The following is a 7392-nucleotide window of genomic DNA, read 5'->3' on the forward strand; positions in this document are numbered from 1 at the left end:
GCTGATATAAAATATGGGCTGTGAAAAAATGATTTACATTTTTTCACAGCCCCCTTCTATCATTCTTTCTTTTCATCCCTTTCCGCCCGGGCTTCCTCCATCTTCCGATTGGCTGCCTCAAGGGTCTCCTTACTGGTGCCGTTATGAAGCTCCACCTCTTCACCATGGAAATCGGCGCCGGTGAGTTCATCTTCACGGCCCCCCATTTCCGTACCCTTCTGGCGCAGCTGCTTGATGCCTTCCTCGAAGGACATTTCCGGATGTTCCTTGAAATACCCCTGGTCGCGGAGCTTCTTCTCCATAGCCTTGTAGGTAAAGGTCACCACTTCCTCCTGGGGAATGCGGATCTGCCCCGGCATACGGCGTTCAAACTCCTGCCAGAACTCCTCGGAAGCCTTCATGAGCACACGGCCCACCTTCCTGTCGCTGCCGATGTCATACAGAAGCGACCAGATAGGACGGTTGTCCAGCTTCGCATATTCATGGAAAGTATAACGGTAAGTCACCGGCTTCATGAGCTGGTTTTTGAAATGGTGGACGCCGAAAATATCCTCATAGGGAATGGAAAGCTCCTTCTTGTGTCCCACACCGGTTTTCAGCATATACAGGCGATCCTTCTCCAGCCGGTACACCGTCTTCGTAAGCACTGTATCCAGAAGCCACCACAGAATGGCCGCCTGCATACCCAGGTCAATCACCGGCACCCGGTGATTCACAATAAATCCCCAGTACCCCGTCCAGCACACATAGGCCGCCCACAGAATAAAAGCGATCACCACCAGAACCATGTAGGGTCTGTAGAAATAGGAATGGTCGACGAAATCCTTCGTCACTTTTTCATTTGTCTCTGCCATCAATTAAACTCCTTACAGCAAAAGCACGAATCGAATGTAACGAAACTATTATATCATTTATTTTCCTGTATGTCTCTATAGGATAGTGAGACAGTGAAACAGTGGGACAGTGACAGTGACGCGCCCTGCGGGCGTGAGGGTTCAGAGGGTGGTGGTATCGCCTACGGCGATGAGTATGAAATCAGCGTTACGGGACTTACCGCTCCGCACAGTCATTCTGAGCCATAGGCGAAGAATCTTAGTACATGCCGTATTTGAGACAACCGGTAATAAATACCAGTCGACGGGAAGGAGCCGCCTGCGGCGGCTTTTCCCCCTTTGGTGCCTTACGGCACCACCTTCCCCCCGCTGAGCGGTGGGACAATAATGCCCCGATAAGCAATTCCCTCATAAGCACCACAAGACATAGCGCCGCTAAAACTTCCCCCTCCAGGGTGGCAAGCGAACACGATTCATAGGGGAGCGACAGCGACCTGAGAATCGTGTGAGACGCTTTCCCGTGGATGCACAGCGAACATGATTTGAAGGAGCACCAGCGACGCGCAAATCATAGTGAGTCGTTTCACCTTTAGGTGGAAAGGTAGTGCAGTAAGGCAGCAAAGGGGGCGCCGCCGGAATGGGAACACCGCCATGAGAGCCATCAAAAAAGCGCCCCGCAGGGCGCTTGACTGCCGGATCTCATCCGTTATAGGTCCAGGAGAGGGGCGGAATGCCCAGATGGAAGAGTCCCATGCCCAGGGCGTAGACGAAGACGCCGATGACGAAGAACTGGGCTCCTACGATGAGGACGCCTCTGGTAATGGCAAGGGGACCGTGGAAGTTGGGGTCCATGAAGGTATAGGGATAGAGATGGGATTTCCCGTGGGTCACGATGGTCACCCAGGCCCGGAAATAGACGAATACTACATAGAAAGCAGGGTAAATCATCCAGGTAAACATGGTGTACCAGTGCATTTCCCTTTTATCCACGAAGAAGATATAGTCCACCAGCATGAGGATGGGGATGAAATAGTGAAATATGTAATTGTAGAAAGAAAAATGCTCGTAGCTGATATCGTTCAGCTTGTGGGTGCGAATGGCACCGGGCCGTACGATGAGATGATACATGAGGGACAGAGTCCCAAGGCTGGCCGCCACGATGTAGCGGCAGTCCGCCGTATAGAGAAAGGGCACATCCACCCGGAAAAGGGTAGCTCCCAGCCACACCACGAAAAGGGTGAAAGTGGAAAAGGTATAGTACTGAATCCTTGACCAGAACACAAAGGGCGTCAGCACCTTATGCTTCATGAGAAGAATCAGCCCCAAAATGAGCAGGATAAACACTGCCCAGCGATAAATCAACGCCGCCGGCATAAAACCTCCAACAAAAAGAAAGCTATGACCAAATGAATCACCTATATCATCTGCTCATACTTCCCCATAAAACAGAAAAAGGGCCCGGGGTCCTCTGAAGGACAGAATTACTTGCGATGCTTCCTGTTCTTCCGGTTCTGCCTGCGCCGAGCTTCCGCCCGAAGCTGGCGAACCTCTTCCTTCTCCCGAACAGCCGCCTCTGCCGCTTCCCGCTGCTGCTGTTTCTGACGGTAATTATACACATTAATGACAAGGCAGACGATAATCATGGCTAAGATTGCCACAGACCGCGTATTCACGCCGCTGTTAATCATATTCCAGACACCAAACGCCACTGCCACGCCAAATAAAAGACCACGTGCTCTCATTCTTCCAAAAATCTCCTTTGTCTCTGCTTTTCCGAAAGCAATAGTATATCATTGTTATGATAAATGATTTTGCCCTCAATAGCAAGGGGATTTTGAAAAAGGTTCTTAGGTTTGACCGGCCCTTTGGGCCGGAGGGTTCGGAGGTTTGACGGCCTTTCAGGCCGAGGGATGTGGTATCGCCCTGCGGGCGATGAGTATATAAACCCACCTGCGGCGGAGCCGTGCCCCCTCTAGGGAAGCGCTGATTAAATCGTTGTCTGCTTTTATTCTAGAATTTTTATGCAATGCGAGGAATGGGATGACGAGAATAGCGAGCTATTTAAGGAGTTCCATGACGAAGCAGTGCATAAAAATTCTTATAAAAGCAGACTCTATGAATTAATCAGTGCTCCCCTAAGGTTCGGGAATACCGCCTCCCGCCACTATTGTCTCAAATGGTCACCATGAAATGGCCAATCAGCATCTGGAGCGCCCTTTTCGCCACCTGCTGGAACCTTTTTTCCGCCAGTTCATACACCTCATGAGGCGCCACGGCCTCACTGTCCGTCCGTTTGGCCACTACGCCGCAGATGGAGCCGGCAGAAAGGCCCAGGACGGAGGTCAGGGTGAAGAGGGTGGCGTTTTCCATTTCAAAGTTTGTGCAGCCCAGGGCGCGGTATTCCGCCAGGCTCCCCTGCAGGTTTCTCCGCACGTAGCCGGAGAAGCTGTCGTACCGTTCCTGTCCCGGCCAGAAGCTGTCGGTGGATACGGAAATACCGGTTTTATGGGGCACCTTCAGTTCCCGGGCCGCTTCTTCCATGGCCAGGGTAATCCGCATGTCCGCCATGGCAGGGTATGCCAGGGGCGCATAGGCTCTGGAGGCGCCGTCCCTGCGGACAGCGCCTTTATTGATAACCACGTCCCCCAGGTTCAAATCGTCCTGAATAGAGCCGGTAGTGCCTACGCGGATGAAGGAAGTCACTCCCAGACGGGCCAGTTCTTCCACCGCAAAGGTAACGCAGGGACCGCCCATGCCGGTAGACATGATAAGCACCGGCTCGCCGGAAACGGTGGCCTTCCAGGTGGTGAAATCCCGGTGGGAGCATACAAAGACTGCCTTCTCATCCAGCGCCTTCGCCAATCCTTCCACCCGTCCCGGATCCCCGGGCACCAGGGCAAACCGGGCGCCGCCGGTCATCTCCTTTGACAGGCCGGTGTGATACATGATTTCATGAGGTAATGCGTAGTGAGGCATGGTTTGGGGCTCCTTACTTTTTTCAGTCACTAACTTCGACGACTCTCTTTGTCAAAGGTTCAAAGGGTTCAAAAGGGGATGGGGCACGGCTTCGCCGCAGGTTATGACCTGCTGGCGCAAGCAGGTTGTGTAGAAAGGGTTGTGAAAAAGGGCTGGGCCAAAAGGTTCTTAAGATTGACCGGCCTTTGGGGCCGGAGGGTTCGGAGGTTTGACAGCCGCTTCGCGGCTGGGGGTTGCGGATTGCCCTGAGGGCAATGAAATTTATAATTCCGCTTCGCGGAATAAAACCTAATGCCACGTCTTTCCACGGGCCGAAGGCCCGGTTGTATGGTTTTTGCTGCGAAGCAGCATTTATAATGGCGCCCGCAAGGGCGCCCACCTCGCCAGCGCAGCGATACTTTATAACTACCCTGGGCGAATGCCCTCAAACCGTCCGGGAGGCAAAGCCGGTCCCGGACAGAACCTTTGGCCCGGCGCAGCAGCGCACGGGCCATCAACCTTCGCGCCCGCAAGGGCGCGTCAACCTTCGGGAATACCGCCTCCCGCCGCTATTGTCTCATTTTTTCCCTTTTTTCCCTTTCTTTCCCTTCTTCTTATCCTTCTTCCCGTGTTTCTTGCCCTTCTTTTCCTTTTTGGACAGCAGTTCTTCTGCTTCCGGCAGGGTGCGGGCTTCGCTGATGGGAATCATTTCTTCTTCGTTAATATTCCCGTCCCCTTCGATGTTGTCCCCATCGTCCGGGTCGCCCAGGGTGTGGGTCTTGTACTCCAGGTTCAGGTCATCGTCCATGGCGTCGGTGACTGAGTTTTCTTCCCTGCAGTCAGCCAGTTCCGTGAGAATCTCCATCATTTCATCGGCCAGGCGGGAAATCTGGCGGATTCTTTCCTCCTCTGCCGGCCGGAAGTCGGGGCTGGGGGAAAGCATGTAGGTTCGAAGGAAGGCCTGGTTATCCTCCAGATCCCGGGACAGATTCTGCAGACGTTCTGCTAAAGACATCGGTTTTTCATTTTCACTGCTCATGCTTTGGTTCCTCCTCTTTGCCTTTCGTCACAAGTACTTTATCCACACGCCGGTTATCGCAGTCCATGACCTCAAAGGTAAAGCTGCCATACCAGGTTTTCTCCGTTTCCTTCGGGATATAGCCCAGAAGGTAGGTAATGAAGCCGCCAAGGGTCTTGTAATAGCCCTCAGCCTCTCCGGGAAGTTCGTCCTCTATATGGAAATACTCTCGGAAATCGTCGATGGAGCAGAGCCCTTCCACCAGCCAGGAATTCTCCGACCGGCGGATGAACTTGTTCTGTTCCTCCAGGATATCCTCCTTGTCGCCGGGCATATCGCCTACGATTTCCTCCAGCACATCGTGGAGCGTAATGAGTCCCGACAGGGTGCCGTATTCATCAATTACAATGGCCTCATGGACCCCGCGGCTGCGGAAGAGCTTCAGCACCTTCGTCAAAGTCAGGGTTTCCGGAATATACACCGGTGCATGCACATTTTCCATGAGGGACTTCTTCAGCGCCTTTCCCGGGTGCACATGCTGATCCATGAGCACATCGGAAAGATCTGCCAGCCCTTTGAAATCGTCCAGAGAGCCGCTGCCCACCGGCAGGCGGAAATGGGACGTCTTCATCATGTCGGACCAGATTTTCTTCTCACTGTCCTCCAGGTCGATCCAGTCCAGCTGGGGCCGGGCGGTCATGCAGTCCGCCGCCGTGCGGTCGTTCAGCTCAAACACATTATCAATGATTTCCGGTTCTTCCTTGTCAAAGGTGCCAAGCTTCGCCCCCTGCTGGAGCAGGACCTTGATTTCCTCCTCCGACACCGGCTGCTCCCCTTCCATATGGATGCCAAGGAGCCCCACCACCGTCTTCGTGGACCAGGTGGAAAACAGCACCAGGGGCTTGCACACCGTAGCCAGGATAATCATAGGACGGGCCACAAAGCAGGCTGCCTTCTCCGGAATGTCGATGGCAATCCACTTTGGCGCCAGCTCCCCGATAATGAGGGAGAAATAGGTCACAAGCACCATGACCGTCACCATGCTCACCGCCTGGGCATAGGGCGCAAGGGGCGGAAACTTGGCCATTTCCTCTCCCAGAGGCCCCGCCAGGGACGCACCGGAAAACATACCGGTAATAATGCTGATGGTGGTAATACCTACCTGGATGGTGGCAAAAAGCTCATCCTTCCGCTCCGCCAGCCGGAGCGCATAGGCCGCATTCTTATTCCCCTCATCAATCATCTCCTGCAGCTTCGTCTTCCGCGCCCCCACAATAGCGATTTCCGCCAGAGAACAGACCCCGTTGGCCAGGACTAACAGAATAATCACAATCACTTCAAGCCATATGTGGCCGTCATCCATATTTTTTACTCCTTCTTTACTGAATACAATGGGATGATGTCTGATTTCATTATAACATGAATGGAAAAGGGTGCGCCGCAGGCACCAAAAGGGGGCGCGGCTTCGCCGCAGGTTGTGTAGAAGGGCTGCGGCTGAAAAGGTTCTCAGGATTGACCGGCCTGCGGCCGGAGGGTTCTCAGGTTTGACGGGCCCTTTGGGCCCGAGGGTTGTGGTGGCGGCTGGCGCCGCAGTATAAAAAGGGGCGCGCCTATCGGCGCAGGTTGTGTAGAAGGGTTGTGGAAAAAGGTTCTTAGGATTGACCGGCCTACGGCCGGAGGGTTCTCAGGTTTGACGGGCCTTTCAGGCCCGAGGGTTGTGGTGGCGGCTGGCGCCGCAGATTTTATATGGCCGCTTTGCGGCGGCGGGCTCGCTACGCTCGCCGCCGGAATGGAAAAAACACTTATGACTCATCTCTCCATGTACCATTCTGCTGAATTGGACGCTGACGCGTCCACCCCTTATCCGGCTGCGCCGGACTTTCTCCACTGGAAAGCGTCTCACGTGATTTTCAGGTCGCTATCGCTCCCCTACAAATCACGTTCGCTTGCCACCCTATTCAGGGGGCAGAACAACCCGTGCTCTGCATTGAGCCACTTATGAGAAAATAGCCTCGCGGAGCTTTGTTGTCCCCCCGCCTGCGGGGGGAAGGTGGTGGCGCCAGCCACCAAAGGGGGGCACTGCCGGAATGGCACAGGAAGCATATGGCTCAATATCTCCCGCCACAATCCCTCTTTTCCCCTTGCCACCCCTATTCAGGGGGCAGAATAGGGCCGCTCTATGCTTGTCCTCTCCTCATAAGTTGCACTATGTATAAAGCGGGTTGTTGTCCCCCCGCCTGCGGGGTGGCAAAGGAACTGGATTCGCAGGGAGCCAAAGGCGACTGAGAATCCAGTGACATGCTTTCCCGTGGAGGAAGGTGGTGCCGCAGGCACCAAAGGGGGAACCGCCGCAACGGGAAAAGCACTTATGTCTCATCTCTCCAGATACCATCCTGCCGAATTGGCCACCTGCGGTGGCCACCCCTTATCCGGCTGCGCCGGACTTTCTCCACTGGAAAGCGTCTCACGTGATTTTCAGGTCGCTATCGCTCCCCTACAAATCACGTTCGCTTGCCACCCTATTCAGGGGGCAGAACAACCCGTGCTCTGCATTGAGCCACTTATGAGAAAATAGCCTCGCGGAGC

At 54.3% G+C, this 7392-nt stretch carries 6 protein-coding genes; all 6 read right to left on the reverse strand.

Going from position 1 to position 7392, the window contains the following annotated elements; genetic code table 11:
- Positions 1–59: 59 nt before the first annotated feature.
- The 6 genes from Q0482_RS02430 to Q0482_RS02455 all read right to left on the reverse strand — a co-directional run bounded on the left by Q0482_RS02430 (position 60) and on the right by Q0482_RS02455 (position 6169).
- Positions 60–854: a hypothetical protein gene (locus Q0482_RS02430; protein ID WP_299142904.1), complete on the reverse strand. Its 795-nt coding sequence runs from the start codon at positions 852–854 to the stop codon at positions 60–62.
- 678 nt (positions 855–1532) lie between these two features.
- Positions 1533–2207, reverse strand: coding sequence for a Pr6Pr family membrane protein (locus Q0482_RS02435; protein WP_299142906.1), 675 nt, complete (start codon positions 2205–2207; stop codon positions 1533–1535).
- Between the two features lie 107 nt (positions 2208–2314).
- Positions 2315–2575 carry a hypothetical protein gene (locus tag Q0482_RS02440; protein WP_299142909.1) on the reverse strand — a complete coding sequence of 87 codons (261 nt, stop codon included), beginning with the start codon at positions 2573–2575 and terminating at the stop codon, positions 2315–2317.
- Positions 2576–3005: 430 nt separating this feature from the next.
- On the reverse strand, positions 3006–3809 hold the full coding sequence (udp, locus tag Q0482_RS02445) for a uridine phosphorylase (protein ID WP_299142912.1): 804 nt from the start codon (positions 3807–3809) through the stop codon (positions 3006–3008).
- A gap of 556 nt (positions 3810–4365) precedes the next feature.
- Positions 4366–4827 (reverse strand): hypothetical protein, encoded by a 462-nt coding sequence (locus Q0482_RS02450; protein WP_299142914.1) that lies wholly within the window; start codon positions 4825–4827, stop codon positions 4366–4368.
- Positions 4817–6169: a hemolysin family protein gene (locus Q0482_RS02455; RefSeq protein WP_299142916.1), complete on the reverse strand. Its 1353-nt coding sequence runs from the start codon at positions 6167–6169 to the stop codon at positions 4817–4819. The genes Q0482_RS02450 and Q0482_RS02455 overlap by 11 nt, the downstream gene beginning before the upstream one ends.
- Positions 6170–7392 lie beyond the last annotated feature (1223 nt).

Source organism: uncultured Dialister sp. (assembly GCF_937959425.1).
Classification (GTDB): domain Bacteria; phylum Bacillota; class Negativicutes; order Veillonellales; family Dialisteraceae; genus Dialister.